This window comes from Bradyrhizobium sp. PMVTL-01, assembly GCF_051861855.1.
In the GTDB taxonomy this organism is placed as follows: Bacteria; Pseudomonadota; Alphaproteobacteria; order Rhizobiales; family Xanthobacteraceae; genus Bradyrhizobium.
This window is the reverse complement of record NZ_CP193982.1, coordinates 3,235,114-3,261,888: the sequence shown is the minus strand read 5'-3', so window position 1 is coordinate 3,261,888 and position 26,775 is coordinate 3,235,114. Positions and strand designations below refer to the sequence as shown.

Below are 26,775 nucleotides of genomic sequence, written 5' to 3'. Positions count from 1 at the left end.
CCGATGAACGGATGGCTCCCAATGGAGTGGGCGCCGCGCGATGGAAAGACGATCCTGCTGTACGCCAGTGGTCGCGGAATCTTTGAGGGATGGTGGCAAATATCTCCAAGGGGCGACGAAGCCTATTGGTCCGATGCCCTGTCGCTTGGCGTCCACTACTTCCCGGGCCATTCGAGCGCGTCGAGAGCAAGCCGCCCTTCGATATCATCGAAGTTTCATCAGAGCGCGATGGCTATGCCGTCCAGATCCAAGAGTTTCAGGAGCGGCGCGCCTATGCGGCCGGACCGGCTCTAACTGCCGAAGAACGTAAGAAATGGAATTTACCATGACCGAGTCTGGCCTCAAAGAGAACGTTGCATTTGAACTCTGGCAGCGTTTCGCCCCAGTCCATCATGTCGGCTGGGCCAATGAGACTCACAAAGCCGAATACTATTCAGCCGCCGAAGGCGTGTTGGCCCTCATCCCTGCCCCTGCCCAACGACCGTGCAACTGCGGCGTGATGTGCCAAGATCTCGGCAAGGAAGCCGGTTGCCGCTACATGCAGCCGGCGCGGCGCGATCTGCGCAAGCTGGTTGATGTGGTCTATAAGCACGCTGCAGATAGCGTTCCGATGACGCTCACGGCCGACAAGCTTATTGACGAAGTGTTCGGCCCCGACGCCGCCCAGATGCCCCAACGTTTGTGTGCCGCGGACGAAAGTGACCTTCCGAAGATTCCAGACGACGACAGCGACTTCACGCCGGATTTGGCTCGCAAGATCATCTGGAAGTATCAAACTATCATTGGCAACCTGCGCCGCCAGATCAATGCTGAACCGCAACGATCTGCCGACAAGCAGAGCTCATCTGGCGAGGACAGGTTGGCAGATGCATATGCCGTTCTCCGCTCCATTGCTCAGGGAAATTTAGGCGACGCCACGTGGCAGGCCGATTACGAGACGATCAAGCAGGTTGCGCGCAATGCTCTCCCTGAGGATGAGCGACGTCGCGATGAGCAAAACACTGGCATGACTGAAGAACTGAAGGGCATATTCACCTGTCCGATCTGCGGGCAGATCGCGCCTCACCATCATACTGCCGAAGAGGTAAAGGTGGCGCAGGTGCCGACGATCGCAGAAATTGCCGCCGACTGCCGAGAGGCAGCGGCTCACTATCGAAAGTCGTTCACACCGTGGACGACTGTGTCAGTTGAGACTGTCGCCGAAATCTACGATCGGATCGCCAACGTGCTCGACTCGCACTCCTCTGCCGAGACCGCCAGAGCAACCGCGTGGCTGATCGAATGGCCCGAGGACGACACCAATCCCGTGCGCTGGTGGAACCCGGCTCACGGTTGGATGCGTGATGCCAACAAGGCTATGCATTTTGCTCGCAAGACGGATGCCGACTGTTTTCTTTCGACCATGAGGTTTGGCCTAAGCCTCAAGGTTACGGAGCACATCTTCATCGGCGCAGAACCCAGCGTTGCGCACTGGGATAGGCCGGTAGCTGGGGCCATAGCTCGCGGACTTGCGAAGCGCCTCCCCACTGAACCGCAGAGAGTGCCCGACGCGCCTGAAGCGGTTTGCGAATACCCCGACTGCGGCTGCCGCGCGAGCGTGCAGGACGGAAAGATGGTGGTCGATTGCAGGTCTAGAAAGGATGGCGGTCTATGAGCGTTAGATGTGAGCAATGCGGCGCAGTCGCGGGTTACGGAAATGAGCTTGGTCACAAGAGCGATTGCCCGTCGTTGATGCCAGCGCGTCGGTCAAGCACACCGAAATGGGATGCCGCTACGCAAGCCCAGCGCGATTACTGGTACTTCATGGGCTTTGATCCTGACAATCCAGGCGTCCCGACGGATTGAGGTGCGGCATGACTGAACAAGATCAGGCAAAGCAGATTGCGGAAATGTGGCTCGATTTCCAGATGAACCCGCTAACACAGATGGTGCCCGGGGATCCGGATTGTGATGCCTGCGTGCTGGCAAGACAATACGTCCGGCTGCTGGAGTACGCCGAAGCTATCACGGCAGCCAACACTATCCTGACTGAAACTTACATCAAGCGCGATCCCACTACCTCCTCGCTCTCGCGCTCTCAGCGAGGCGGCGACAATGGCTGATCTTCTGGCTTGGTCTGGCTTTTATTGGGTCGGCGTCATGGTCGTCCTCGCGATTGTTACTGCGCTAGTTGTGGTTGCAGGAGCGGCGTTGGTCGTTTGCGTGATCGCTTTCTTCCCGAAATTTCACTGCCGTGCTCCGGCGACGCGGATGATCCTCTCCACGTACCGCACCGACTGCTACACGGGCGAAGGACACCACATCAAATCCGGATCGGATCTGCGCATCAGCCGTATCATAGGGCTGAGCTGGAAAGTCAAATGGGTGTTCGGGCTGATTGTCTTCGGCCCCGACGACACTCCATCGTTCTCGCACCCTGAACCGCAGGGAGCGCCAGTGACAGAACTTTTTGAGCGCGAGGGCATCGCCCGGTGCCTGTTCTATAAAGCGATGAAAGGCCACGCCCAATGGGACGAAATGGCAGAACCGCACAAAGATGATTGGCGCGTCCGTGCGGATGCTTGGATACTCGACACAACTAATCTGATTGAGATGAGCCGGAGCCTCAGGGCATCACCGCTTCCGCGCCCGGAGGGCACATGAGTCAGCTGCATGATGCAATCATGGCAGTCCCGTTATGGGTCGCACCTGTCGCACTTATCGTCATCCTGGGCATCTGCGGGCTTTACATCGTGAATGACGGATCACAGAGGAACAAATGATCGTTCAAGATGGCCAAGATCACGAAGCTCAAGAGGTATCCGGACTTGCACGGGCCGAACAAATAGTCCGGGAAGAATGGAAGGCCTGGTGTGATACTCCCGGCATCGAAGCATCTGGATTGGTGACCGCCATCTTGGTCGGGATCAAGGCGGCTCAGTTAAACGCCTCAACAGCACTATCGGCCTCTAGGGAGCCGTCCGTCATGACCGACCACATGCGCGACGCTGTCCAAGCTGCGCCAGACATCGAGGACTTGGCAGACATCATCCGGGACAAGGTCTACGCGGATGAAAACGACAAGGTCGGCGGCGTCTACGATGCGGCGCAAAAGGTCATTGAATACATCGATGGACTCGCCAACCAGGCTTCGATCGAGCGCAGAGAGCGCATCCAGCGCGCGCTGGATGAGGGCCGCGCGCTGGATCCGGTCCATCGCTCCTCTGCCGACAGCGAGGTTCTTGCCAAAATGCCCCTCCAATACGAGGACGGCCCGGACTATTGCACCGTGCGAGATGCGCAAGGCCGCGACTTTGCTTTGACCGTGCAGCCGGACCTGATGAAGGCCATGGAAAAGGCCCTGAGCGATGAGAACGCGCGCTTTCGCGGCCCTACCGAGCCACTGCAATGCCTTCGCTGCGGAACCGTCGATGCTTTCGGCCCAGTCTCAAAGAAGGACGCGACCAATGGATAAAGCCATGATGGATGCGCTAAGGGCTGACGCCGAGAAGTTGGCGCAGCTTACTGGCGAAGATCACACGCCGGAGTTCTTGGCCGACTGCGCGGCCTGCGATGGACACGGTTACATTATCGAAGCAATCCACGTTTACGAGCGTGGTTGCGGCTTCAGCCACGAAGATATCGATGAGAAGCCATGCCAAGTCTGCGGCGGCGCTGGCTGGATGGTCCTCGAAGCGGAGGGCAACCGATGACCGACTTTCTTCCGTGCCCGTTTTGCGGCGTGCTGCCGGCGATAGACCATAGGCAATCTGGCCGTGGCTATTGGATGGTGCATTGCATGAACAAGCATTGTGATGTCGTCGTTGAGGCCAGCGAAACCGAACGAGGAGACGCGCTTAAGAAGTGGAACGCCCGCGCCTTAGTCATCGCTAGTCAACCGCAGACAACGCCGCTGACTGAGGCTTGCGGTGATTGCCAGAACACCGGCTGGTGTCACGGACAGGGCTGGTGCCAGAAAACCGGCACCCCACTGACGCGCCCGGACGAACCGCAGGAAGCGAGCAAGAGCGTAGACGCGACTGAATTTCATTTTTGGATGGACATGCGTCGCTTTCCTTCGATGCGAGGTCAACTCACCGGCGCCGAGATCAAGGCGATAGCTGGCACCAACAGGTTGTACCAGATTTTTCGTGACACCGGCCCCCGTATGCTTGACCACCAAGGAATAGGAGATGGGGTACTGGTCGATATCAACGATCAGCATTTCTATTCGCTGATCCCCGCAACCCATTGTCGCGGGGACATTGGATGACGACATACCAGAAAAGACCGTCATCCTCGCTCTCGCGCCCGGAGGGCATGTGAGCGATCATCTCACCAACCTGATCCGCGCCCAGATCCGCAGCGATCTCTATCGCGATATGGTATCAGTCTTGGCCGGCGCCGCCACCAACGCCGTTGCCAAGGCCAACGACAGTGCCATGACGATGGACAAGCTTCAGGCCACGAGGCGGCTTATCCCGCCGACGCCGCCTCGCCTGACCGTCACCTTCTCCACCTTCGCTCTCAAGGACAGCGAGGAGCGCCTGTTCCCGCCGAGCAAACACCGCTCGCGCCGCATCCTCAAGAAGCTCATCAAGCGGCACGGCGGCGTCTTTCGCCGCGTCCCTGCCATGTACGTCATCAACGGCGAGATCATTGCCCACCCGTCCTTCCGGTCGCAGCTGGAAGCCCAGTTCAAGGAGACCAACCATGTGCCGATGCACAGCTACAATGCGAACCCCATTCTGCGGCCGACCTGGCTGTGAGTGGCCCCGGCGCCAGCCGGACAAATGGGAGCGAAGGTTTCTCGACCTCGCGCACGCCGTCGCGGAATGGAGCAAAGACCCGAGCACGAAGACAGGCGCCGTGATCGTGCGGCCGGACCGGACCATCGCCAGCGTCGGATATAACGGCTTCGCTCGCGGCTGCGACGATCATCCGAGCTTCTACGAGGACCGGAACGAGAAGCTTGGGCGCATCATTCACGCCGAGATGAATGCCATCCTGTCGGCAAGAGAGCCGCTTCACGGCTACACCATGTATTCGACGTTCATGTCCTGCGACCGCTGCGCCGTGCACGCGATCCAGGCCGGTATCAAGCGTTTCATTGCGCCGATCGTGCCTGCCGACAAGGCCGAGCGCTGGGGGCCGATGCTCCAGCGTGCTCGCGACTGCTTTGGCGAGGCCCGCATTCACTGCGAGGAGGTTTCCTATGCAGTCGAACAATCCGCATGATTTCGTCGCTGTCGGCAATCGGCGCTGGTGCCTTGGCTGCGACCTTTTTCAAAACAAGCGCACCGGCGAGGAGTGGTCGAAGCCAGCTTCCTCGTGTCCGCGGTACACCCCATACGCAAGAGAGCAAGACGATCATGCCAACCGTTGAATCGAAGCTGACCGACATCACCGGCGAGCTGCGCGGCGAGACCGACCGCGCCTACCGCATCTATGACGGCAAGACCACTGAATGGGTGGCGAAGTCGCTCGTCGAGCGGAACGAGTATGACGGGACCTTTACAATGCCCCGCTGGCTCGCCGTCGAGAAGGGCTTCGTCTGATGACCTATTCAGGCGGAAAGCCTCACGCGGTTGGCGACCGCGGACAGCGATACGAGATCCGCGCGACCGGCTATCCCAAGGATGGCGAAAACGTCATCGGCTGGGGCGAGGACGTCGATTGGGCAAAACGCGCTGCCGCGTCCCTTCTCAAGGCCCCTAGCTGCACCGCTACGAGCGTATGGGATCGGATGGAAAACAGAGAGGTCGAGTGATGTCTAAATTCTGGGTCGAAAACCACGACGACGAACAGATCGAGCTGTTCGTTGGAGAGAAAAGCGTCGGATCGTTCAACCACGACACCCATGGCTACAGCGCCATGCGGGACGTCCAGAAGTTGTTCGAGAACATCGCCAACGCCCTCGGCGAGAAGTTCGAGAAAACATGACCGTGCACCGCTACATCCACGCGGCGCTGAAGCATCAGGCCAAGACCGCCTGCGGCATTCTGCTGTTTGCCTATGGCAACGACTGCATCTCGCTCGCCGATGACGGCGCCGAGATCGATATCAGCCACAAGGGGAAACCGTTCGATTGCAAGCGCTGCCGAACGGTCCTCGAGCTGCGCCATCAACGTGTGGACAGGTGATCGATGGACGCCAACGAACGCGAAGCATTTTATGACGCTGAGATCGCGCCGGTCCTAAAGGATCTCGCGAAGAAGTGTCAGGACAACGGCCTCTCCCTTGTGGCGCAAGTCGAATGGGAGCCCGGCGAGACAGGCCGGACTGTCGCTATCGTCGAAAAGTCGAGCTTCGGCATCCGCATGGCCGAGGCAGCTATGCGGTCGAACGGCAACGTTGACGCCTTTCTTCTTGGCGTCACCAAATACGCTCAGGAACACGGCCATAGCTCGATGTTCCTCAACCTGCTCAACGTCCCCACCACGCCGAAGGCGTCCGCACCGTGAACCTGCGCATCCTCAAGAAGCTATCGGCGCGAGCGGCCCCGCTCCTGCCGCTGCTGGGCGACCAGCGTGAGCAATTCCTCGCGGACAAGGCCGACAATTGCACCGGCCTTCTGATCCTGGCCCGAAAGCACTTCGAGCGCATGCGTTCGCCTCACAGCGAGCCATCAGGGCGTGAGGAATCGATCAAGGTGCCTGCGCGCGATGGGAGAGGCTACATCGCTATGTGGCCGCCTCACAGCCCGCGCAAGGGCACCGTCATGGTCGGCGGTATGAGCGGCTACTACGAGCCCGAATGGGACGAGGAGACTGCTTGGGAAGCGTTGCGGACGCTTGTCATCCACCATTTCATGGACTGGGACGAGAGCGGACCAACCCCAACGCGGAAGATACGGACGCCGAGCGAGGTGTTTGCGGCCGCGCACGACATCATCGCAGAAGCAAGGATATAAAACGCAAAAAGGCCCGCCCTCGCAGGGGCGGGCCTTTAGACTTCAAAGCAATCTAGGCGTGCCACGAAGCTGACGCAAAGTGAGGTGATGTTTAGGACGAACTGCAACCATCACGAGAATACCGGTGCCGCCGCTTAGGAACCCCCGTGTCGCAGATCTCGCCCCATCCGGTCCAGACCTTACCGTATATGATGAAGCGCACTGGATCACGTATTTGCGGCTGCTGGATGCCGACGCTGATGGCGCGGACTGGCGGGAGGTGGTTCGTATAGTGTTGAAGATCGATCCGGACCACGATCCATATCGCGCCAGGCGTGCCTTCGATAGTCATCTGACGCGCGCCAAGTGGGCATCAAATGTCGGATACAAACTTTTACTCCGGCGAGGGTGGCCATCCGAAGGATATCAGTAGAACGCCTTCAGATCGAAGCCGTGCACCTTGCAGAAGCGCGCGGCGAGCTTGCGGAAGGCGGCGTTGTGGACGTTCTCGCCGCCTCCGGTATTCAGTCCCTGCACGTCGACGGCGACGTGGCACATTTCGTGGCCGAGGTAGAAGGCCAGGGTCGCTGTCTGGCTGACGCCGTTGGCCGAGATCGAGATGCGGTGGACGCCTTCCTGCCAACTCCACCACCCGATGCGCGAACGATCCTTAACGACGTGGAACTCGACCTCCGCTGCCGGCGGCATCTTACTGATGCTCGCGAACGGCGGGAAAGATCGCAGGTAGTCGTAGAGCAGCGCGACCGATTGCGGCTTGAGGGTCAGCATCAGGCGGCCATCACCATCTCGGGCGTGATGATGGTGCGGCCGGTCTCGCCGAACTGCTTCGAGTACCAGATCGCCTTGGCGGACCTGCCCGATCGCCAGCCGCCGGCGCCGGCGTGCGCATCGCGCGCCGCCAGCGTCTCGTGCTGCTCGATCTTCATCAGCTTGGTCTTGATGAGTTCGTCGCTGTGACGATGCCCGACGTGACCGTAGCGGTATTTCGTGCTGCCGAAGATCTCCGGATAGTCGGCCGCGAAAACGCGGTCGACGTCGTTGATCGTGCGCTTGTGGCCATGGTGATAGAAGAGCGCCGTCTTGCCCCACTGGTAGGCATAGTAGGTCGAGGCGGTGCGGTCGATGGTGAGCCGCGGCTCGTTTTCGTAGAAGGCTGCGAACATCTCGCGCAACCAGATTTCGGACGCTGGATCATGGTTGGCATCCGCCATGATGAGGTGGACATGCTCGTGCTTGTGCAGGAGCATCTGGATGACTTGCTTGAGTACCCGGATGACCGTGCGGACGATCTTGGCGAACCGCGAGTCTGCGTCGAGGACGTGACCGTGGGTCGGCGTGACCGCGAGCAGTCCGTCGAAGTGCAGGAGGTCGCCGAGCTGCGCGAAGATCGCATTGGCGCTATCAGGAGACAGGCGGATTGCGAGCGTGAAGAAGTCGACGAGCAGCTTCTCGGCGATCTTCAGGTCATAATCCGAGCCGGTCTCCTCCCGCCATGACAGCATACCCATGTGGTGGTCAGTGATCGTGTATTGGGTGATGAGATCCGCTTTGCTGCGCAGGATCGGCAGCGGCATCGGCTCCGCCCGGGGGATTTCCGAGGTAAAGCCGGCAACAGCCGCCTTCATGGCGGCCTCGCGAGCCAGGTCGGAGATCTCGTAGCGGACCCAGTCTTGGATCACCCGCCCGGTGGCGCCGTCGCGGTTGACGGTCATCTTGCCGAGGACGTGGGTCTCCGGCATGATAGAGACTTGGCCCGGGGCCTGCTTCTGCGTGATGTGGGTGACGTTCCCATCGCCGTCGGAGGCGACCTTGGTGATCTCGAAGCCCGGCATGGCTGCTGGGTGATCGAGCATCAGGCCGCGCTTTGCGGCTACTGCAAGGCGGTCGCCAACCGTGCGCTTGCCGATCTTTAGGATCGCGGCGGCCTTCTCCCAGCTCCGCCCCGAGACTTCGTAGGCCTCCACCGTTGCCAAGAGCACTTCATTCGAGAGGGGCTTTGCCGACATTGGTACTCCTACTGGAAACGTCGTCGTCAGATCACGAGGGCGAAAAGCAAAATGGCCGACACCACCCTGAACAGGGCGGTGCCGGCCATGAAGAGCCAGTCGATTGGACTGAGTTCGATCAGAGGGCGTTGAGCCCCTTGTCGTCGTAGGCCTTGCGAGCGCGCGTTAGCCACGCGTCGACGTAGCCTTGCAGCACGGGCGACTGCGTCTGGTCTCCGATGAAAGCATCGAAGCTGACGCCGAGGCCGTCGACGGTCTCGGCCGCGAGCTCGTTGAGCTGGCCGATGACGATGGGGTTCTTCACCGCCTCGGGTAGCCCCATGAACTTGCTCTTGTTGGTGTGGTTGAGCACCACGTAGTGATCGGCACCTTCCACGGCCTTGGCGGTGGTCTCGATCTCATCGAATGAGGCCTTGTTGGAGCCAATGACGTGCACCACAGAGGTCTTCATGCGCGAGGCGCGCGAGCCGCCGAGGAAGCCGATCTCGGTCAGCGTGGCCAGCGTCTTTGACAGCAAGGCCGCGCGGATGTCGATCAGCGTGACCTGGGCGGTATTGAGATGGTCGAACACCTTCATCTGGTCGTCACTCTCTTCGAGGTTGACGATCTGCGCCTCCTTGTGGAAGCGCGCCAGAGTGCCGTTCGGGTGCTCGGTGTCGAAAGCGCGGACGCTGATGCCATGGGCGCTGAAGTAGTTCATCAGCGTGCGGGAGATGGTGGTTTTGCCAACGCCACCTTTGTCGGCGCCAACGATAACAACATGTGGTTTCAAGGGGAACGCTCCGTTTGAGGTTTTGGGGATTAGCGCTTGCGCAGCTCGTAGTTCTCGCGCTGCAGGCGCTGGATTTCGTCGCGTTGATCCTGCCGGCGATCGGCATCGATGCGTCGCAGCCAGGCCTCGTTCGTGTCGAAGTGCCGTTCCGTGTCGCGCCAGAACTTCTCGTGCTCTGCGCGCGGAACGACGTTAGCCTTCAGATCGTTGATGGCCGTCGTGACGGGGAGATAGGCAAGGCCACCGATCGCGATGATCACCGATACCGCGACGCTGGCGCCGGCGAAGATGACGCTCCACTTGGTGGAGCCCCGCTCGGTGACACTTTTGGTGAGAGACTGGAGGCCGGAACGAAACTCATGCGACAGGGAGTCCGCTACGTTGATGAACTTCGTTTCAAGTCCGTCGATCCGGGCGTGGATTTGCTTGACGTCACTGTCGAGCATCCCGACTTTCGTATCGAGGGCAACTACCTTGGCGGAGGCCTCATTCGGCCAGTTCGATCTCGACTCATCAGCCATTTGCTTTGTACTCCACGCACGAAGGGTCGGCGGGCGACCTTTGCGCCCGCCGGTTGAAGGTCAGAAGTGTCGGTCGAGGCCGATCGTCACGAGGTTCTGCGCCGTGGCATTGCCGATCGCCGGCGCGTACATGTATCGGACGTCGAGGTCCCAGTTGGTCGCGAGCAGGAAGCCGGCTCCGGCACCGGTTGCGAACTGCGAGACGCCGTTGTGCTGGATCGCGCCGATCGCGAAGTACGGCGAGATCAGCGCGCTCGAGAGCGCCGTCGGGATGGCGATCGGGCTGGAGCTGGTATTCAGCAGGCCGGAGAGCGAGCCCCCGAACTTGATGATCTCGTAGCCGGCGAGCTGGTTGCCGTTGAGCTGGATCGCGCCGCCGTTCGTGAACTGGTAGCCGATGCCCGCTTCCACCGCGGCGAAATAGCTGCCGTTCCAGAACTGGAAGCCACCGTGCAGGTCAACCTGCGCACCGGCCGCGAACACCGACTCGTTGAGCCCGCTGCCGACGATGTTGGCGTTGGTGCCGTTCCCGGTGAGACCGATACCGGCGTACCACCCCGTGCAGTTGTTGACGGTGCAGGTGCTGACGTAGGCCGGCGCCTTGGTCGGCGTCGCCATTGCGACGGTGAAGTCCGCGGCCCTCACGCTGGGGGTCAGCAGCGAGAAGGCCAGAAGGCCGAAGGCCACCAAGGCGAGCACCTTGGCAGCGCCCTTGGCGTCCGAGGCCAAGGACTGGGCCAACTCCAGCGCCTTCTGGTGACCGACCTTCTGCCAGAAGGACCAAGCCAGCGCGCCGAGCACCATCACGGCGCCGACGAACTCTTTCTCGCCGCTCGCGTCGGTGACGCCCGCACTCACGAGCCAGGCGCCGACGATGCCGGCGAAGTGACGAAGAACCAGACCAAGCGTGGTCTTGACGAGGGAATTTTGAACGTCCATTCGGGGAAACTCCGAGTTGTGGTGCTGCCAAGGGGCCTTTCCTTGCTCGCGCCGCGATCAGCAGCTCGCCGCGGGTTGAGCGGCCGCCAGAGCGGCCTCGTAAAGCTCGATGCGATGCCAAGCGAACGGGCCGTAGCGGTCGTTCGGCGCCGGCGCCGCGCAGATCGGGATAATCGGCGTCGGGCGGCTGTATTCGATTGGCGGGAACGTCAGCGGCACGTCGGTGATGAGGTCGTGGTGCAGCTGGTTGCCGTTGCGGTAGCTGAAGCCGGGGACGTCAGCGATGCGGCTCGTGAAGTCGATCAGACCGGGTTTCGGCTCGCCGAACACCACCCGCAAGGCCGGAGGCACGCCATCGGCCTTCATAAGGGCCGTCAGGACCGCCGCGCGCGCCGCGCCGAGGGAATGCCCCGTCACCACGGCGGGCTGCGTGAGCATCGGCCTGAGGTCGCCCCACATGTGCTCCATGCCGGCGTAGAAGCCGACGTGGACATGGCCGATGCGGGTGGGCACCGCGAGCGCCCGGATGTCGTGGACGAAGTCCTGAAGGGTGTGCGTGCCACGAAAGACGACGATGTCGTAACCCGCTACGCGCTTGAAGGCCCAGCAGATGCCATCATCCATGCCGGCATCGAAATAGTCGAAGCCGGAAACGGGGGCGTCCGGGGCGTAAATCTGCCGGCTGAGCTTGGCCAGCTCGAGCGAGCTCGGCAGCGGAATGTGTTCCTTGGCCGTCATGCGAATCTTCTCCGCGAGGCAGCCGAACACGTTCTCAAGATCGGCCGCGAAAACGGGTCAGGCGGCGCTGAGGCGCGCCGTCTGTGTCGTGTCAGTCACAGTGAGGGGTCAGTTGACGCCGAGGGCGTGCTTCCACTGGGCAATCGACTTCTGCCGGTCGGCGAGACCGATCAGGCCGCCGTTGAGGCAGCGCGTCTCGTTGATCTCGTCGTCCCGCTCGGCATACGGCAGGCATTTGCAGATGACGACGAAATCGACCACGCCCACACGCAGGAACAGATCCTTGGTGTTGATGCGCTCGGGCTGGCTGACGAGGTCGACGCCGAGCAGCTTGCCGAGGCGGTCGTAGGCATCGCGCCCGGTCGTCTGGGCCGGGCCGCGGCCGCGGAAGTCCCAGCCATCGTTGGACCCGACCCGGTTTCCCATGCGGCCATTGTAGGCCTGATTGGCTATGAGCTGCGGCTTGTGCTCCATCGCCATGGCCTGCGCCATGGTGAAGTGCTTCGGCCACTGCTTGACGAGCGCCGTGGCCCGGTAGTTGAGATTTTCCTCGATCTCCCATCCGCCGCCGCACTCGACGGTGAACTCGCCCATCATGTTGGCGATCGCCATGGGCGTCTTGATCGCAAACTCATCGAACAGTGCGGGCGCCTGCGCGACGATAGCGTCACGCAGCCCCGGGATCTTCGCGTCGCCGTGCGGCCACAGGTTATGGAGCGCGGCTGCAAACCTCGCAGTATCGAACATGAACATCCTCTTGAGCTATCTCCCGATTGAAAATGGCCGCCCCACGCACAGCGGAGCGGCCGTTTCAATTTTCAGGAACGGCGGTTAAAGGGCCTGGCCGCCGGTGGCGGTCGAGCCGGCCGTGGTGCCGGGCAAATTGGCCACGCCCCCAAGACTCTGGGCGATCACGACACCATTCAGGGCGGCACTGTACTTCGCGCCATTAAGGTACGAAGGATTGACGAACGTCGGACCCGCGCCGGGAGTGAAGTTCATATCCACCTGCCCGCCCTGCGATGCACTGAAGCCCGCACTGACGCTGATGGATGCTCCAAATGTCAGAGTGCCACCCGGTTGGACGACGCCGTTTCTGTTGGCCCATCCGAGGAAGGTACTGGAGCCATTGAAGGTGTGGTTGCTGAATACGACAGTGGCGTTGTTCACCGCAAAGAACACCGCCGATGCGACCGCGTTCGATATGGTGTTCTGCACCGTCAAGACCGCGCCACTCGAGGCAGAGAAGCCGTTGGCAACGTTGGGGTTGCCGCTATTCTGAATGGTGACGTTCTTGACCAGCATCGTGTTAGGGCCAGAGACGCCGATGCACGTACTGGCGCCCGAGCTAATGACCGTGGTAGCGGCAGAGCCGCCATCGATGACCAGATTGGGTCCGGAAAAGCTGGGCGTACTGACCGCTTCGGCGTAGACGCCCGGAGCGACGTGGATGGTGATCGTGTATTGGCTCGGAGCGTATCCGAATGCGGCGTACACCGCTTTGCTGATCGTCGCGAACGGACCAGCGCTCGACCCTCCGCCGACCACGGTCGCGCTCGTGCCATCATAGATCGTGTCGCTGCCCGTCGTTGCGTTCACATAGATGTCGGTGTTTGCCGACGGCTTGCGATAGATCAGGCTGGTCGTGTTGACGACGACGTACTGCGTTCCGTCATAGACGAGAAGCAGGACCTCACCCGCAACGAAGAGGCCGTTCGGGGGATTCTGCAAATCTCCGGTCCTGATCGCCCTTTGGCCAAGACCGTTGACGTTGATCGTGGCCGAGCCCGTGATCGTGTTGGCGAGCTTGACCTCGATGGTGAGACCTGCGACCTGCTGACCAGCCGTGATCGCCGGCGAGAAGGTTGCAATCACCGCATTCGGCGTACCGGTGTCCACGACATAGGGGATGTTGACGACAGTGGTGGTGTTGCTGGTCGCACCCGCGCCCAGATAGTTCTGCATCTGGAAAAGAGTGCCGTCATAGGTCAGCTCGACGACGCCGCCGGAGACGATGTCGTTGGCCGAGAGCGCGACGCCGGAGGCGCGCCGGATTGCCACCGCGCCGAGGCCGTTGACGTTGACGGTCGACGCTCCCGTGCAGGCGTTCTGCGCCTTGAACGAGACCTTCATGCCGGCCTTGTAGGCCGCAGGCTGCGGCTGACCCGCAGCAAAGGTGATGACGTAGGCGTTGGCGGTGCCGGTGTCCTGACCGGCATAGTTGTAGACGCCGCCCTGCACGTCGTACGGCACCTGAGGCAGCGTCGGGAAAAACGGCGCCGTTGCCAGCAGCGTGATGTTGCCCGTCGTGATCTGCGTCGCGCCGTTCGGCACCGTGATCGTGTAGAGTCCGAGGAAGCCGGAATCGGGTGCAGGGGCCGCTTGAGTGCCCGTGGTCGCCGGAACGCCGGCCTTCAGCGCCACCACGCACTTGCACGACCTCGTCGTGAACTGCGCCTGCCCGGAATTGGCAGGGCCGGAGAAGGGCTGCCCCGGGTTGCTCGAGTTGTAGTAGTTGAGGACCTGTGCGCCGGTATCGGTGTCGACGAGCTGAACCTGCACGAGGTAGACCTGCGAATAGCCGGTCGTACCAGGAGGGGTGATCGTCAAGGATTGCGCGACAGGCAGAATACCCTGCTTGACGATGTTGTTGCTGTTCGTGCCGAGCGAGCCGTAGGCGGACCCGTCCGTTGGCTGCATCTGATAGATGGAACCAACACCGATGTTCACCACGAGAGACGCCGGAGCCGTCGGGGTGCACGTAAGTCCGGAGACCACGGTGTTGACGCCGAGGACCGCCTGATTTTGGAAGGCCTGTCCGATGAGAGCGAACAGGTTGGTGTCGAGAATGTCGGTGTCCTGCGGCAGCTGGCCGGGATAGACGATTGCGCGGTCCATTGTGGTCCTTGCCCAATAAAAAACCCGCCTCGAAACGAGGCGGGTCTGGAAGTTTCAGGGGTGAAGATTTCAGGTGAGGATCAGCGCATCCGTCGCGCACGAAGGAAGACGTTCGCCGTCGGCGCCGTGCCGGTGAAGGTGCTCTGGATGTTGAGGTAGTAGGTTGTATTTGCCGTTGGCAGGACTTGCGTCGGAGGGAACGAAAGGCGCGCCGAGTGGTCGTTCGTTGCCGTGACGCGCTCGTGCGCAATCCCGGAGTTCGGGATCGACGACACTACGGTGCCACTGGTCGTGGAAATGGCCGCAAACCAGTCCGTCACTGACGTTGCGCCGGCCGTCTGAAAATCGACGACGGCAGAGATATCCCAATCCCCTGCCGTCAGCGTGATTGACGTGGCAGCAGTCGTCGACCCTGAAGTCAGCGAGCCCGTCGTGGTGCTCGACAAGATGACCTCGCCGACGTTGCCGGCCGCCGCTGCGGTTCCGGTCGCAATGCCAGGAACGACGCCAGCGTTGATGGAATATTGGCAAGGCGACGCCGAGTTGGTCGAGGTGTTGTCGCAGTTTCCGGAGGTCGTCAGACCGGATCCGGCCGTATTCTTCTGCTCAGTGACGGTGCCGTTGGTGAGGGCGCCGCCGCCGTCTTGAACGTTGCCGCTAGCGTCCCACGTCACGACATGGCCTGACGTCTTGGCACCGGCCGCCGCAGTGACGGCGGTGGAGGTGTTTCCGCTCGGCGTGAAGCCGTCAATGATATTTCCGTTGGCGTCAAACCCTGCAATATGCCCGCTAGCGAACGAACCGCTCCCGGTCATGAACTTGGACGTGTTGCCACTCGCAGTTCCGCTCGTGAATGGCGAGGGCAGTCGCAACGTGTTCAACGTGCCAGTGCCGATGTTCGTGGCGTTCGTCGCGTCGATCGCGCAGGATGCGGCGGCATTCGACAGGTCGGCACACGTCGCCTGCGTGGCCAGCATTACCCTCTTCCATGCCGTCCAAGATCCGCTTTCCTTGGTGCGAACATAGGACTTCGAGGTGCCGTCAAGCTGGGCAGTCGCGGTCTGTTTGATGCCGCCGGACGCGCCGACTTCAACGACCAAGTAATAAGTCTGCGCCGTCGGCGTATTTGCCGAGGTGTTGTCGATCGAGTAGTAGCGGCCGGCGGTGGTGAGGATGTTGAAATCCGTTCCCGGCGTAATGGCGGTGCCGGCCGAGAAGGGGATGCCGTTGATCTTGGTGCAGACGATCGATGCGCCGGGCTGCGCGCAGTCGCCGCTCATCATCTGGAGGATCTGCACCGGCGTCATCGTCTGGATCATTCCAGACTTCAAGATCACCAAACGCTCCGTGCCCGTGAACGCGGACGCCGCCGGCTGTCCGGAGATGTAGGTCGAGAACGGGACGTTGGTGGCAGCCAGGCCGGGCACCATGGCAGCCAGCAGCGCGAACGCGCTCACGAGCGCGAGCCGAACCATCTTCATTGGTCGAATTTCCCTAAGGTTTTTTAGAAGGTGATGAGCAGGTTGCCGCTATCGTCAACCAAGTGCGAACCCGCTTCCGAGTCCAAGAACTGGCTTGGCGTTGCAAAGGCCACCCAGACGATGGACCCTGTCGGCTTGGTGATGTTGACGATCTGATAGATAAGATTGTCAGTGATGCCCTGAAGCTGCGACGTGCTTCCGACGTATTCGATCGAGCCGGCGCCGTATCCGCCGATCACACCCGAGTAACCATCGACATTCGGGATGCCGCTCGGCGCGTTGCGGTAGACCGTCATGAAGGTCTGTGCCGGCAGGTTCATGCTGCCGTAGCAGCCCCGCCCGACCCCGTAACCGACTTGACCGCCGGCAATGACGCCGGACGCCTGGTTGCCATAGCCACCGGTATCACCTGTGTTCCATGGCTCGAATACGCCGGGCGCAACACCGGTGATCCTCGTGATGGCTCCGACCATCCCGGCGCGCGTCACGCGTTCCTGAAGGATCGTTGCGCGGATCACGCCCCTGAAGTTGTCGTCCTGTAGACCGCTGCGCGTGAGCACCCCGCCAAGGAAGTCGAAGCACAGGATGTCGAGCCACACGCCATAGGCGGTGGCAAGCCTCGTCTGTGCCCGCGCATAGCCGATCAGCGCATAGCTCCACGATGCCAGATCGGACAGTCCTCCGATGATGGCATCGCGGTTCGGCGCAACCCAGCTGAACCATCTCGGCGGCAACAGCGCCTTGACGCGATCAAGGACGTTCGCCGCGCTTCCAATCAGTGAAGTCATGAGACCGCGATTACCCCGGGTTTGACCGTGCCGTACTTGATTTTGTGGGCGCCATCCTGCGTGGGCTTCTTCGGCACGACGGAAGCAGCATCGCCACTGCCGCCATTGAGAAGTACGGCCGAAACCTCGGTGACGCCCGGCACGGAATAGGCCCATGCCGACAGGATCGAATATGGCAGGGTGTTGCCAAGGCCGAGCTGCTTTATGTTGACGCCGAGCAACGCCTGGACCTGCGCAACGACCGTATTGTGGTCATAGCCAATCGCAGTCTTGATCTGCATCGAGACGTTGGCGGTGAGGATCTGCGGCAGGAAGACCGCGCATTGGATGCCGAGCGGGCGCACCGCGTTCGCAGCGTCCGTGACCATCTGGATGAAGCTGGCGGACGGAGACCCTGATCCGTCGTCGGCGACGACGAAGAAGAAGCCAGGGTGCCAGCTGCCGTCGAGATTGTAGCTTTCCGTCAGCGTGTATTGAACGGTGACGCCCGTCCCTTCGATCGATGCCTTCAGGCCGTAGGCATCGCCCCGCGACAGGCCGAGGATGTAGTCGGAAAAACGCTTCTTCAGCGCCGTGTCCGACTCCTGATCCGCCCCATTGATGAAGGAGGCAGTGTTCGTCACCGCGTCGATGCCAGTGATGGCCGAGGTGATCGTCGTGATCGACCCTGCCACCGCGTTCCCCGCCGCACCCGGAATGATGGCGCTCACCGGTACGACGATCGAACCGACATTGGCTGGAAGCGTGTAGCCGCCAAGCGTCGCCGAGTACGTTCCAAACGTCGGGTCGGCGATGACGACGAACGCGCTCTGCCCGTCGTTGGTCTGGATCGTTGCGGCCTTGCTGGCCCCTGCGTTCGTGATCGTTCCGGAGCCGTCAACCGATGTCGCAGCCGGGATGAAGCAGGTGCTGGGCGCCACGGTGAAGCGGGAGAACGTCACCTGTCCGGTCGCGGCCTGCGCACCGAGACGCGGCGACGGCACGCCGTTGGCGATGCCGATCGTCGTCATGTAGTCGGCGGTGAAGGTGTCGACGTCGACGCCTACGGCCGTCGACAGGCGCGAGGCTTGCAGCACCTTCAGCACCATGGCCTGAAACCAGAGGAACAGGCCTGCGAACCCCTCGACGATGGCGCGGAGCGTCGATCCGGTCGAGAAGTTAATCAGCTTGGAGGCGCGTCCCTGAATCCCTGCGATGGTGCTCGCTACGATCTGGCTGAACGATTGAGTGGGAAGGCTGGCCATTCATTCCTCATGCCGTGATCGCAAATGAGACCGAGACGCCTGTTCTGGCGTCCCAGTATTTGATGCTGATGGTGCAAAGACCGTCGTTCCGCATCGCGACGCCGAGCTCCAGCGGAGGCGAGGTCGCAACGGATGCTTCCAGCGCGAGCTGGGACGATACGATGCTGCGAATTTCGTACAGCGACAGGGCCGAGCCGATCTTCTGCGGAAGCCCGGCACCGTAGTCCTTGTGCCAGACGTAGCCGTGGACGGCGGTGAACAGCCGGCGCTCCAGCCGCTGCCTTACCTCGTCGTCACCGTCGACGACGAGAATGTCTCCGGTGGAGTCGATCTCGAGGTCGCTATGCCACTCAAGCGACAGGTCTGCCATTTTTCAGGGTCTCGATCTCTTGCTTGAGGGCGGCGATTTCTGCGCGCTGTTCGGCGACGAACTGCTGCAAGATCGCCCACAAAATGAAGCTCACCTTTGGCTCGTCCACGGTCAGGAAGCCATTGAACTCGGAGACGAGCTCCGGAAACAGCGGCTGGGTCTCCTGCGCGATGAACCCGAAGCAGGGATCGCCCTCGTCCTTGCCGACTTCGCTCGTCACCGAGCCGTCAGTACCGACAACGGTGTGGATGTGACGCTTCAGGAATGACTTCACGGCGAGGGCCATGAAATCGTCGATGGACGGCGTGTAGTCCTTGATGTTGTCCTTCAGCCGGGCATCGGACGAGACGCTGAAGCCGGAAGCCGTCACGCCCTTGGTGAAGATCGCTGCGTCCGATCCGAGCAGGTTGCCGATCTTGGGGAGCTGCGGAGCCAGGTCCTTCACCATCGCGATCGACTGATGCGCGATGCCGGCCGGGTTCCACTTGGTGACGTGTTGCCCCTGAAAGGCGTCGTGGGTGATGCCGCCCACCTTGTCGAGGATGTGCTTGTGTAGGGTCTGCGCCATCCCGTCCAAGTTCATCATCCCGGAGAGCTGGGACGTCAGGCTCGACATGGAGCCGGCAAGACCGGCCATACCCGTCATTCCTCCGGACGCCATCTGCGTGCCGATGCTCGCGATCTGGTTTGCGATCGCAGCGCCCTCTCTGTTCCCGTCCGCTGTCAACGTCGTCGCTATCTGGCTGGCAATCGAGCTGATCTGGCCCCCGATATCGTTGATACCCGGAAGGCCGACGCCGGCATTGGCAAGGGCCGAGACTTGCGCGGCCATTCCCGACAGCTGGGACGAGAGGTCTCCAAGGCTGCCGAGGGCCGGCACATCCGCGACCTTGTCGACGATGCGCTGCAAGATGGTCATGTCGAAGTCACCGTGATGTTGCCCCTGCCGTCGTAGTAGGTCGTTGCGCCGTTGCCGTCGGTCGAAGTCAGCGAACCATCGTCCTTGAAGTAGAGCTGCTGCCCCGTGCCGCCCTGCCCGCCCGATGCGGCATCCGGCGTCGGACCGCTCGATTGCTGGAATTTGGTCCAGATGCGAATCTCGCCGGACTTGGTCTCCGGCGGGTTGTCGGCCTCGGAATGGACGCGCTGGACGATTTTTCCGCCCTCGAAGTCACCTTCTTGGTAGCGGACGATGACCTGATCGCCTTGGTTCTGCGACATCGGCCCCGACTGTCCGCCGACGCCGTTTCCGCTCACGCCACCCTGGCCGGGCTGCAAGCCCATGGTGATGCCGTAGCTCTGGCCGATATGGCCGGTCTCGATCGGCAGCCAGTCGCTTTCCTGCCCCTCGGGCTGGAAGGTGACCTTGCCCATGTACTTTTTGGGGTCGTAGCTGGTGACGATGCCGTGCCGTTCGCTGTAGCGGCCGGCATACCATCGCTCGATCGCGGCAAAGATGATCTCTTCGAGATTGCCGTCGCCGCTCATTCGTCCGATCTTCCTTGCCCGGGGCCGCGCGCGACGATGTGCGTGCGGTGACCGCCCATGCCGTAATTGTGAGTAACAGTGTCGATGTCGTACGTGCCGTCGTAATACTGGGTGCCGCTCAGTTGCAGCCCCATGCCGGCATTCACGTTCGGGTCGCCGACCACGGTCGCGGAGACGTTGATTTCGTGCCGTGCCCGCTCCTTCGCAGTCGATTTCGCGTACTTGTCGACGTGCTCTTGTTGCAGGTTCGGGACGTGGAAATTGAACTCCAGCGGTCCACCCTTGCCCTTGATGGTCGTCTCGCCCTGAAACACCTGCTTCTGGCGCGGGTGCCACGACTTGTAGGTCACCTTGATGCTCTTGCCGGCCTGCACGTTGCGGCTGATGACGAGCTCGAGACAGTCTGAGGTGATTGGTTGCCTGCTCCGATCGACGAAGACCGAATAGGTCCCGCTCGGAGAGCCGCTTGGCACGTAGTGAAACTGCCCGTGCGGATCCACCCACCAACGAGCACCGTCGAGCTGCGAGAGCTTGTGGATGACGTAGGCAAACGAGACGTTGTCGGACAGCTTGACGAAGTCCTGAACGGTCTTCTTGCCGGCCATCAGGTCGCTCGACGTGATCTTGCCTGACAGGCCGACGCGGCCGATGAGGTCCTGAATGATTTCGCTCGGCTTCTTGTTGAGCCATTTCTCCGACGTCTTGTTGTCGTGCAGCTTGGCGGACTTGTCGCGGCCGGTGACCTGAATGAGGCCACCGATATAGTCGAAGCGAACCTTGTCGACTTCGCCCGTGATGAGCGTTGCCGTGGTGCCGCGCGTCTGCGTCACGACGCTCGCCTCATTGTCGCCAAGACCGGCCAGCGCGTCGTAATTGGCCTGCGTGAACGGAAGCGTGCAATGAAACGTCGACGTCTTCCGCTTGGCGCTTTGCGTCACGGACCCGTTCTCGACGAGCATTGACGTGCCGTCGACAACGAGCCATGCCGCGTGCGGGCCGGCTCCGGAAGTGATTGCCATGTGACGTTATTGTCCAAGGATGCCGGTCTGAGTGCCGTCAGGGAGCACGGGCGGGATGCGGATTTCGGCTTCGCCGACGATCCACGGGTCGACGAGGCCATTCAGCTTGGCGATGGCGGGCCATTGCAGCGCGTCGCCGCAATACTGCTGCGCGATCTGAAACAGTGTCGTGCTCGCGACCCGAACGATCCTCGCCGGAATGGTCGATGCGATGTATCCAACAGTCGTCATTGCAGCTGATCCAGATTGCTTGCGACACGACCGGTCACACCCCGAAGGTAAGACAGGGTGCTCTGGTCTTCCGCCGCGGTGAGGACGTCGAGGAAGCCGCTCGTGATGCTCTGCGCATCGGAAGGCGCTACCCATGTATCGAGCAGGCTTTTTGCCACGAGTTCGGTCTGCACATCGTCGACGAGCTGCGCGGCATTTAGCTTCAGCGCCGCGATGGTGGCCGAAGATGCCTTGTTGAGCGGGTTCGCGGCGCCTACCTGACTTTGCAGCGAAGCCAGCGCGTCACTGATTTTCGATGAAATGGTCACAGCCCGTTTCCTCCGACGCCGCCAATGATCGCCTGCTCGGCGGTGTCGAGATCGGCTGAGACCAGCGCGTCGATCGAGCTCGATACGGCGCCAAGGATGCCCTGCATCGGGTTCTGGTAGACCATGCAGGTGATCGAATACTCGACCCACACCGGCAGTCGCCGGATGCGAGAGATGAAGTCGCTAATGATGACCAAGCGGAATTGGCCTGCGAAGGTCAGGGGCAGCACCTGGCCCTCTGATCGCATCGCGTCGAGTATCAGCGCATCGCTATAGGCCGTGTCGCTGAAGAACGTCCCTTCCCAACGGATGTCCAATTCGTCGGGACCGAGTGTGTCGACAACGCGGGCACCACCTGGAAGCTTGTGGACGGCCATGGCCTGACGGCCGCCCGCTGGCATTGAGTCCGGAGGAGAATAGTCGCGAAAGACGAACCCGCCGAGAGACAGTACGTCCGCGGGCTGATCGTTTGCCATGTTCAACCGATTTGACTGGAGGATGGAAGGCTAGGCGGTGAAACCCTGGTCCACGTTCCCGAAGCGCGACATGCCATCGGCGGCGTGGCCGCCGGTGGAGAAGTCGTGGAGCGAGGCCAGCTGATCGCTGACGGCCTGCGCCAGCGTTCGACCGTCGATGTTGAGCGCCAACGTGATGGCGCCGCTGCGCTTCGTGTCCGAACTCGGATCGAAGCGCATGGGCACGTAGTTCTTGTTGGCTTCCTCGAGATCCTTCTTGAGCTTGGGGTCTGGACCGCTACCGCTCGGGAAGATGAAGCTTTTGACCTTGTCGTAGAGCCCGACGATCTTGTCGATGAAGCCGGAGATCGCCGAGGTGATCCCATCGAAGAGCGCCTTGACTTTTTCCCAACTCACACTGATCAGCAAGCTTACGGAGGACGTGATGCCCTCGAACAACGCCTTCACCTTCTCCCATTGCAGCGGGATGGTGTTGGTAATGAACCCGTAGATCGAGGAGCCGACCCCCTCGAACAACGCCTTCAGCCTTTCCCATTGCAGCGGGATCGTGTTGTGAATGAGCCCGGAGATCGACGAGCTGACCCCATCGAACAGGGCCTTCACCTTGTCCCACTGCAAGGAAATCATTGTGCCGAGAGCATCTGCGACGGATTTCACCGGGCCTGTGATAGCGGCCGAGATCCTGTCGTAGAGGCCAACGATCCTGTCGATGAAGCCGGAGATCGCCGAGGTGATACCCTCAAACAGAGCCTTGACCTTATCCCACTGCAAGAAGAGCAGCGTGCCGACAGCGGCCGCCACGGCCGACACCGCACCCGCGATAGCAACCGGGACGCTGATCAGGGTCGTGATCAGCGCCGCGGTGACGGCACCGCCCAGAACGATAAGGCCGGCTGCAAAGCCGGCCATGATCTTGAAGATCCAGTCGATCTGTTCGGGGCTCAGCTTGTTGACCTGTGCGGTCAGCCAGTTGAAGGCGCCGGCGATCTTATTCAAGAGCCCTGCGAACCGCTCCCCCTCGGGGCCGCCGATTGCGACCAAGAGGTTGTGCCAGGCCGCGCTGACGTTCTGCATGCCGGCATGGATGTTGCCGTTGTAGGCATCCAGGCCCTGTCTGACGGTCGCGCCTTGCTGGAGGCCTTCGGTTTCCCGCTTGATCTGTTCGCGGGCGAGCATCATGTCGGCGACCATGCGCTGCGTCGTCTGCCGGCCGAGGATGCGCTGAAGCGCCGCCATCTGGTCGTCCTTGTCCTTGATGCCCTTCGCTTCGAGCCGGTCGACAAGGAAGTTGATGAAGTTCATCGGGTCTTTGCTGACCAGATCGTTGAGGCGCTTGGAGGCCTTCTCAGTCAGTTGGACGTGACCGCCCTCGGTAGTCCATTCGCCATCCTGAAGGATGCCGTATTCCTGCATCGCCGCAGCACTGCGCTTCATCATCGTGCCGCCCATCTGGGCGCGCAGCGACAGAAGTGCCGTACCGGCACGCTGGCCGCCCATCATCTGGGCCATGATCGCCATGTGCTCGTAGCCCTCGGTCGAGAGGCCACGCAGCGCGACGCCACCGCCCTGCTGGGCGAGGCCGAGCAGCTGCTCGGGATTGACCTGGCCGTGGGTTGCGGCTTCGAGCCGCGCGGCCATATCGAACCATTCCTCGACCTTCTTCGGGTCGATCTTGCCGTTGTCGTCGGTCAGTCGACCCGACAATTCGCCGGCGCGCATCAAGGTGTTGATGCTTTCCTCCGGCTTGCTCTTGGGATGCCGCATCTGCATCAAGCGAGCGTAGCGGGACGCGATCGGCGTCAGCTCCTCCGCCTCGTGCGGATCCTGAAGCACGCCATAGATGCCGCCGTAGACCTTCGTCACATCCTCAACCTTCATGCCGAGCGAGGTGCCGATGCCGTACGACATCTTGGTGATCTCGCCGGACTTGACGAGTTCTGCGACCTTCGGATTGAGCTGCGAGATCTTGGTGAGAGCGTCTTGGAAATCGGCCGCCTTCATTGCAATCTTGGTCATGGCACCAAGGATCGTGCTGCCGGTCAGGATGGCGCCGACGCCGATCAGGGCGGCCGACCACCCGCCAAAGTTACGCTGGATGGCCTCGACCGAGGTATTGAGGCCGAGGAGGTCCTTACCTATGATTGCAAGGACCGGCGAGACGCCGTTGGCAAGGACGATCGATACGCCAATCCGGTATGCGTCCACGTCGTGACCTCGTTTAAGGGAATTTGAGATGAGATTTTGGTTGGGAGGCCCGCGTATCCTGGGCCTGCGTCCGGGCGTCAGTTTCAGCCCGAGCGACTTTCGGAGCCTGTCACGCCCGCAAGCCCCCTTGGGTGCGGGTCGGATGACCGGATCGTTCGTTTACGTGATCAAAGGCGTGGGCAATCACCACAAGATCGGCGTTTCGACCGATCCCATCGCCCGCCTTGCCACGCTCCAGACGGGCTCCCATGAGCCGCTGGACTTCGCCTATATCGGCGTGACGTCCGGGACCGGCTTTTCCATCGAGCGTGCTGCGCACGATCTGCTGGCAGCCTACAGGGCGTCTGGAGAGTGGTTTGCTGTGCCGGCGTCGATTGCTACCGGCGCCGTCATTGAGGCCGCAGGACGCGTTGGCGAGCCCATCCAGCAGGTGCCGCCGCAGCTGGTGCCGACGATCATCCAGATGGCGAGCCAGCCTGAGGCGCCCGCGCCGCGGCGCGTGCACCCCTTCTGGAAATGGGCCCTCGCCATCCTCCTGGTGCTGCTGGCTGCCCTGATCGCCATCGCGATCTGGGTGCCGGACCCGCCCCCAAGACCCTAATCGCCCTCGCGCGCCTCGCCGGAGAGCTTGCCGACGGTCCCCTTGCCAAGGATCTCAAGGATCTCAGGCGTCTTTTCCTTGAGCGCCGGCTCCAGATAGGGCCTTGGCACGAAGCGCGAGGTACCGAGCTCATGCCAGACGCCGATCTGGCTGTCCGTACCGATATGGGCCTCGTGGTGGTCCGCCTCGTGCTTGATCGAGTCGCGCAAGGCGCCGGTCCGCAGCAGCGGCTCGTCGGCCGAAAAGCCCTTGTTGACGCGATCGCGCTTGGTGCTCTCGGCCAGCGGCAGCCAGATCGTCGGATAGTGGGCGTCGTACGTGCCGATGTAGTCCTTGGCCTGCTTCTCGACGACCTTGGCCGATTTTTCCAGCAACTGATGGTTCTTGTGCTCGATCTCGAGCTTCAAGGTCGCGAACATTTCCGCGGCCGCGAGCAGGCTCAGTTCCTTGGTCATTTGCTCTTGTCCTCTTCCGGGTCCTTGGCGGCGGTCGTGGCTGTCGTCGCGGCGGCCCGCGCTCGATCGGAGCGGATGGCGTTGACGATGCTCATGCCCTCGTCGGCCTCCTTATGGCCCGGGTTGACCTCACCATGGCCATAAACCGGCGTGTTCGGGTAGTTTTTCGCGATGAAGGCCCTTGCCGCCTCGACTTGCTGCGGCGTGACGTCCTTGTCATCCCGGGCGATGACCTCCATGCCAACGGTGTTGCTGTTGGAAAGGCCTTCGCCCTTGCCCCAGCCTCGCATCATGTGCGCCGATCCCGGGCCGCCGGCCCGTTCGATGTTGCCATCGCGGTCCATGATGTATTCGACGCCGAGACCGCGCTGGCGGAGCGTGTTCCTGACCCCGTCCGGCGTCCCTCGGCCACCGGTGTGGTGCATGATGAAGGCCTGCGGATCGACGCCCTCGACGCGACCTGGCTGACCTGCCGGGTTTGGAGCTGCCGGGCTTTGAGCTGCCGTGTTCGGAGCTACGCCCTCCGCCGGAGCCCCGCCCACCCTTTGCCGCTCAGCTTCGCTGTTTGCGACCAGATCGCGGTAGGAGCGCTGATGCGAGGCGATGCGGTTGTCGGGCCCGAAGAAATGCTCGCGGGCATAGACGCTCTTCTGGGTGAACGTGCCGCTGGCGTTCTCGCGCGCGGCGAGATTGCCCGACGAGTTGTCGGTGGCATAGTTCGAGACGTTGGAATAGGCGAGCGCCTTGTCGCGACTTGCCTCCAACACCCTGCGGGTGGACGGTGAGACCTCGTCGCGCCATCCCTCGTAATAGCCGCCCTCATTGGTGCGGCGCAGCTCTTTTTCAAGCGTGGTGCCGCGCACCGCCATGCGGTTGATGGCGCTTTCCCAAAGAGCGGTCGACGCCGTCGGGTCCGGGTTCTCGCCGGCGAAGATGTGCATCGCCTTTTCGTTGAGGCGAGGATTGTCGGCGAGCTCCTTGCGCGCGCGGTCACGCGCCTCCGCAAGACGGCCATAGACGCGATTGCCGGAGACCGCGGTTCCCGAGCCCGCTGGCTGGGCCGGAGGATCGGTGTCGCCTTCACCGCCGAACCTGTTGGTGGGACGGGGCGCGGCAGCGGGCGGCTGCTGTGCCTCGCCGACCGGCTGGTGATTGTGACCCGGGCTAGGTGCGCTGCGACCGTAAGACGGAGCTTCGGCGCTGTAGCCATCGCTCGCATCGAACGAGGCATTCTGGAACATCGAGTGCTTCGGGACGTAGCTCGGGAGCGGCGCGTCGGCCCTTTCGAGCGTGATCGTGCCGATGGCCCGACCTCCAATGCTGATCAGGCCGATCTGCACGCA

At 61.8% G+C, this 26,775-nt stretch carries 36 protein-coding genes; 15 read left to right on the top strand and 21 right to left on the bottom strand.

The genetic code is table 11. The features are described from left to right. Positions 1–325 precede the first annotated feature (325 nt). From ACRQ5Q_RS15335 to ACRQ5Q_RS15270, 14 genes are all read left to right on the top strand, one after another. Positions 326–1,654: a hypothetical protein gene (locus tag ACRQ5Q_RS15335; protein ID WP_439398778.1), complete on the top strand. Its 1,329-nt coding sequence runs from the start codon at positions 326–328 to the stop codon at positions 1,652–1,654. A 199-nt stretch (positions 1,655–1,853) separates the two neighbouring features. Beyond that, positions 1,854–2,102: a hypothetical protein gene (locus ACRQ5Q_RS15330; protein WP_439398776.1), complete on the top strand. Its 249-nt coding sequence runs from the start codon at positions 1,854–1,856 to the stop codon at positions 2,100–2,102. Next, positions 2,095–2,643 carry a hypothetical protein gene (locus tag ACRQ5Q_RS15325; RefSeq protein WP_439398774.1) on the top strand — a complete coding sequence of 183 codons (549 nt, stop codon included), beginning with the start codon at positions 2,095–2,097 and terminating at the stop codon, positions 2,641–2,643. The genes ACRQ5Q_RS15330 and ACRQ5Q_RS15325 overlap by 8 nt, the downstream gene beginning before the upstream one ends. Positions 2,644–2,758: 115 nt before the next feature. Beyond that, positions 2,759–3,454 carry a hypothetical protein gene (locus tag ACRQ5Q_RS15320; RefSeq protein WP_439398772.1) on the top strand — a complete coding sequence of 232 codons (696 nt, stop codon included), beginning with the start codon at positions 2,759–2,761 and terminating at the stop codon, positions 3,452–3,454. Continuing rightward, complete coding sequence (locus tag ACRQ5Q_RS15315) at positions 3,447–3,692, top strand: hypothetical protein (protein ID WP_439398771.1); 246 nt, start codon at positions 3,447–3,449, stop codon at positions 3,690–3,692. The genes ACRQ5Q_RS15320 and ACRQ5Q_RS15315 overlap by 8 nt, the downstream gene beginning before the upstream one ends. Beyond that, a complete protein-coding gene (locus ACRQ5Q_RS15310) occupies positions 3,689–4,252 on the top strand; it encodes a Lar family restriction alleviation protein (RefSeq protein ID WP_439398769.1) in 564 nt (187 codons plus the stop codon). Before ACRQ5Q_RS15315 ends, ACRQ5Q_RS15310 begins: the two co-directional genes overlap by 4 nt. Positions 4,253–4,301: 49 nt before the next feature. Further along, on the top strand, positions 4,302–4,748 hold the full coding sequence (locus tag ACRQ5Q_RS15305) for a hypothetical protein (RefSeq protein ID WP_439398767.1): 447 nt from the start codon (positions 4,302–4,304) through the stop codon (positions 4,746–4,748). Beyond that, a complete protein-coding gene (locus tag ACRQ5Q_RS15300) occupies positions 4,693–5,217 on the top strand; it encodes a deoxycytidylate deaminase (protein WP_439398766.1) in 525 nt (174 codons plus the stop codon). The genes ACRQ5Q_RS15305 and ACRQ5Q_RS15300 overlap by 56 nt, the downstream gene beginning before the upstream one ends. 134 nt (positions 5,218–5,351) lie before the next feature. Then, positions 5,352–5,537, top strand: a complete 186-nt coding sequence (locus tag ACRQ5Q_RS15295) for a hypothetical protein (protein ID WP_439398764.1) — start codon at positions 5,352–5,354, stop codon at positions 5,535–5,537. A 211-nt stretch (positions 5,538–5,748) separates the two neighbouring features. Next, the gene (locus ACRQ5Q_RS15290; protein WP_439398762.1) at positions 5,749–5,922 is read left to right on the top strand and encodes a hypothetical protein; all 174 of its coding nucleotides are present in this window, start codon (positions 5,749–5,751) and stop codon (positions 5,920–5,922) included. Then, positions 5,919–6,122: a hypothetical protein gene (locus tag ACRQ5Q_RS15285; RefSeq protein WP_439398760.1), complete on the top strand. Its 204-nt coding sequence runs from the start codon at positions 5,919–5,921 to the stop codon at positions 6,120–6,122. The genes ACRQ5Q_RS15290 and ACRQ5Q_RS15285 overlap by 4 nt, the downstream gene beginning before the upstream one ends. 3 nt (positions 6,123–6,125) lie before the next feature. Continuing rightward, positions 6,126–6,443, top strand: a complete 318-nt coding sequence (locus tag ACRQ5Q_RS15280; protein ID WP_439398758.1) for a hypothetical protein — start codon at positions 6,126–6,128, stop codon at positions 6,441–6,443. Further along, positions 6,440–6,892, top strand: a complete 453-nt coding sequence (locus ACRQ5Q_RS15275) for a hypothetical protein (protein ID WP_439398756.1) — start codon at positions 6,440–6,442, stop codon at positions 6,890–6,892. The genes ACRQ5Q_RS15280 and ACRQ5Q_RS15275 overlap by 4 nt, the downstream gene beginning before the upstream one ends. Before the next feature lie 118 nt (positions 6,893–7,010). Further along, entirely contained in the window at positions 7,011–7,304 is a 294-nt protein-coding gene (locus ACRQ5Q_RS15270) for a DUF2285 domain-containing protein (RefSeq protein ID WP_439399813.1), read from the top strand. Here ACRQ5Q_RS15270 and ACRQ5Q_RS15265 read toward each other — a convergent pair. The 19 genes from ACRQ5Q_RS15265 to ACRQ5Q_RS15175 all read right to left on the bottom strand — a co-directional run bounded on the left by ACRQ5Q_RS15265 (position 7,298) and on the right by ACRQ5Q_RS15175 (position 24,376). Then, positions 7,298–7,660, bottom strand: a complete 363-nt coding sequence (locus ACRQ5Q_RS15265; RefSeq protein ID WP_439398754.1) for a hypothetical protein — start codon at positions 7,658–7,660, stop codon at positions 7,298–7,300. The two genes, ACRQ5Q_RS15270 and ACRQ5Q_RS15265, sit on opposite strands and share 7 nt — an antisense overlap. After that, positions 7,660–8,898 carry an oxidoreductase gene (locus ACRQ5Q_RS15260; protein WP_439398752.1) on the bottom strand — a complete coding sequence of 413 codons (1,239 nt, stop codon included), beginning with the start codon at positions 8,896–8,898 and terminating at the stop codon, positions 7,660–7,662. Before ACRQ5Q_RS15260 ends, ACRQ5Q_RS15265 begins: the two co-directional genes overlap by 1 nt. Before the next feature lie 118 nt (positions 8,899–9,016). Further along, a complete protein-coding gene (locus ACRQ5Q_RS15255; protein ID WP_439398750.1) occupies positions 9,017–9,670 on the bottom strand; it encodes a nucleotide-binding protein in 654 nt (217 codons plus the stop codon). A 29-nt stretch (positions 9,671–9,699) separates the two neighbouring features. Then, positions 9,700–10,191, bottom strand: coding sequence for a hypothetical protein (locus ACRQ5Q_RS15250; protein WP_439398748.1), 492 nt, complete (start codon positions 10,189–10,191; stop codon positions 9,700–9,702). Positions 10,192–10,251: 60 nt separating this feature from the next. Further along, the gene (locus ACRQ5Q_RS15245; RefSeq protein WP_439398747.1) at positions 10,252–11,130 is read right to left on the bottom strand and encodes a Pam3-gp28 family putative phage holin; all 879 of its coding nucleotides are present in this window, start codon (positions 11,128–11,130) and stop codon (positions 10,252–10,254) included. 57 nt (positions 11,131–11,187) lie between these two features. Next, positions 11,188–11,868, bottom strand: a complete 681-nt coding sequence (locus tag ACRQ5Q_RS15240) for a lipase family protein (RefSeq protein WP_439398745.1) — start codon at positions 11,866–11,868, stop codon at positions 11,188–11,190. A 108-nt stretch (positions 11,869–11,976) separates the two neighbouring features. Continuing rightward, positions 11,977–12,615: a glycoside hydrolase family 19 protein gene (locus ACRQ5Q_RS15235; protein ID WP_439398743.1), complete on the bottom strand. Its 639-nt coding sequence runs from the start codon at positions 12,613–12,615 to the stop codon at positions 11,977–11,979. A gap of 84 nt (positions 12,616–12,699) precedes the next feature. Beyond that, positions 12,700–14,766, bottom strand: a complete 2,067-nt coding sequence (locus ACRQ5Q_RS15230) for a hypothetical protein (protein ID WP_439398741.1) — start codon at positions 14,764–14,766, stop codon at positions 12,700–12,702. Between the two features lie 80 nt (positions 14,767–14,846). Beyond that, positions 14,847–16,247 carry a hypothetical protein gene (locus ACRQ5Q_RS15225; protein ID WP_439398739.1) on the bottom strand — a complete coding sequence of 467 codons (1,401 nt, stop codon included), beginning with the start codon at positions 16,245–16,247 and terminating at the stop codon, positions 14,847–14,849. 23 nt (positions 16,248–16,270) lie between these two features. Next, positions 16,271–17,035 (bottom strand): hypothetical protein, encoded by a 765-nt coding sequence (locus ACRQ5Q_RS15220; protein ID WP_439398737.1) that lies wholly within the window; start codon positions 17,033–17,035, stop codon positions 16,271–16,273. Beyond that, a complete protein-coding gene (locus ACRQ5Q_RS15215; protein ID WP_439398735.1) occupies positions 17,032–18,279 on the bottom strand; it encodes a baseplate J/gp47 family protein in 1,248 nt (415 codons plus the stop codon). Before ACRQ5Q_RS15215 ends, ACRQ5Q_RS15220 begins: the two co-directional genes overlap by 4 nt. 7 nt (positions 18,280–18,286) lie before the next feature. Continuing rightward, on the bottom strand, positions 18,287–18,649 hold the full coding sequence (locus ACRQ5Q_RS15210; protein ID WP_439398734.1) for a hypothetical protein: 363 nt from the start codon (positions 18,647–18,649) through the stop codon (positions 18,287–18,289). Continuing rightward, the gene (locus tag ACRQ5Q_RS15205; protein ID WP_439398732.1) at positions 18,630–19,568 is read right to left on the bottom strand and encodes a tail fiber domain-containing protein; all 939 of its coding nucleotides are present in this window, start codon (positions 19,566–19,568) and stop codon (positions 18,630–18,632) included. Before ACRQ5Q_RS15205 ends, ACRQ5Q_RS15210 begins: the two co-directional genes overlap by 20 nt. Further along, positions 19,565–20,137, bottom strand: coding sequence for a hypothetical protein (locus ACRQ5Q_RS15200; protein ID WP_439398730.1), 573 nt, complete (start codon positions 20,135–20,137; stop codon positions 19,565–19,567). The genes ACRQ5Q_RS15205 and ACRQ5Q_RS15200 overlap by 4 nt, the downstream gene beginning before the upstream one ends. After that, a complete protein-coding gene (locus ACRQ5Q_RS15195; RefSeq protein WP_439398728.1) occupies positions 20,134–21,156 on the bottom strand; it encodes a hypothetical protein in 1,023 nt (340 codons plus the stop codon). Before ACRQ5Q_RS15195 ends, ACRQ5Q_RS15200 begins: the two co-directional genes overlap by 4 nt. Before the next feature lie 6 nt (positions 21,157–21,162). Then, complete coding sequence (locus ACRQ5Q_RS15190; RefSeq protein ID WP_439398726.1) at positions 21,163–21,387, bottom strand: hypothetical protein; 225 nt, start codon at positions 21,385–21,387, stop codon at positions 21,163–21,165. Continuing rightward, complete coding sequence (locus ACRQ5Q_RS15185) at positions 21,384–21,695, bottom strand: hypothetical protein (protein WP_439398724.1); 312 nt, start codon at positions 21,693–21,695, stop codon at positions 21,384–21,386. Before ACRQ5Q_RS15185 ends, ACRQ5Q_RS15190 begins: the two co-directional genes overlap by 4 nt. Then, positions 21,692–22,171 carry a hypothetical protein gene (locus tag ACRQ5Q_RS15180; protein WP_439398723.1) on the bottom strand — a complete coding sequence of 160 codons (480 nt, stop codon included), beginning with the start codon at positions 22,169–22,171 and terminating at the stop codon, positions 21,692–21,694. Before ACRQ5Q_RS15180 ends, ACRQ5Q_RS15185 begins: the two co-directional genes overlap by 4 nt. A 30-nt stretch (positions 22,172–22,201) precedes the next feature. Further along, positions 22,202–24,376, bottom strand: coding sequence for a hypothetical protein (locus ACRQ5Q_RS15175; RefSeq protein ID WP_439398721.1), 2,175 nt, complete (start codon positions 24,374–24,376; stop codon positions 22,202–22,204). A 142-nt stretch (positions 24,377–24,518) separates the two neighbouring features. On the opposite strand from ACRQ5Q_RS15175, the gene ACRQ5Q_RS15170 reads away from it, so the two are divergent. Then, positions 24,519–24,977 (top strand): GIY-YIG nuclease family protein, encoded by a 459-nt coding sequence (locus tag ACRQ5Q_RS15170; RefSeq protein WP_439398719.1) that lies wholly within the window; start codon positions 24,519–24,521, stop codon positions 24,975–24,977. Here the strand turns inward: ACRQ5Q_RS15170 and ACRQ5Q_RS15165 are convergent. Then, entirely contained in the window at positions 24,974–25,432 is a 459-nt protein-coding gene (locus ACRQ5Q_RS15165) for a phage virion morphogenesis protein (RefSeq protein WP_439398718.1), read from the bottom strand. The genes ACRQ5Q_RS15170 and ACRQ5Q_RS15165 overlap by 4 nt on opposite strands. Beyond that, on the bottom strand, positions 25,429–26,772 hold the full coding sequence (locus ACRQ5Q_RS15160; protein ID WP_439398716.1) for a peptidoglycan recognition protein family protein: 1,344 nt from the start codon (positions 26,770–26,772) through the stop codon (positions 25,429–25,431). The genes ACRQ5Q_RS15165 and ACRQ5Q_RS15160 overlap by 4 nt, the downstream gene beginning before the upstream one ends. Between the last annotated feature and the right edge of the window lie 3 nt (positions 26,773–26,775).